This is a genomic window from Bradyrhizobium sp. LeoA1Lang (assembly GCF_055413685.1).
In genome coordinates, this window is sequence record NZ_JBVAPG010000481.1 from 1 (window position 1) to 614 (window position 614).

Sequence of the window (614 nt, forward strand, 5' to 3'; positions counted from 1 at the left end):
CGCGTCACCAACGGCATGCACTCGGTCCAACCAGTCGCGACGTCGACCATCGTCAACGTCTGAATGAACGAGCCAGCTACAGATGTGCCGCCATGCGCCACCATGTCGACCTCGCAGAACCCCGGCGGCGGATCGTGCCAGTCATTGAACGTCCGGATCGGCACTTCACGGCGGACCGCCGAATAAAACCCGACCCGCCGGCGCTTACCGCCGGCCGCGGCAATTTTGGTCTCGACCAGCAGGCGATCAATCGTGGCTGCACTCACGCCGAGCACCAGCGCTCGATCGGCCTGGTCGAGCTTGAGCCGGCCATGCCGCTCCAGCGAAGGCAGCAACGTCGGAATCATTACCTTCAGCCGCTTGCCGCAGATTCGATCCGAGACCTCCCACAAGGCCACCAGCGCATCCCTGATCTTGGCGCCGTAGGTCGGCCTTCGCTGCCGCCTGGCCTCCGGCGAAATTGCGACATGGCTGGCAAGCGCCCGGACCGCGTGCTTGCGATGCCAGCCGGTCACCGCGCAAAGCTCGTCGAGTATGCGCCCCTTATCTGCCCGCCCTGCCGATCGATAGCGCTCTACCACCGCCGCCGTGAGCTCGCGCCGAGCACCCATGCT

The 614-nt window shown here is 65.5% G+C and carries 1 pseudogene; it reads right to left on the bottom strand.

Features of this window, described 5'->3' with window-relative positions:
• Positions 1-614, bottom strand: a pseudogene (locus tag ACZYOF_RS44235) (transposase); the annotation flags it as partial.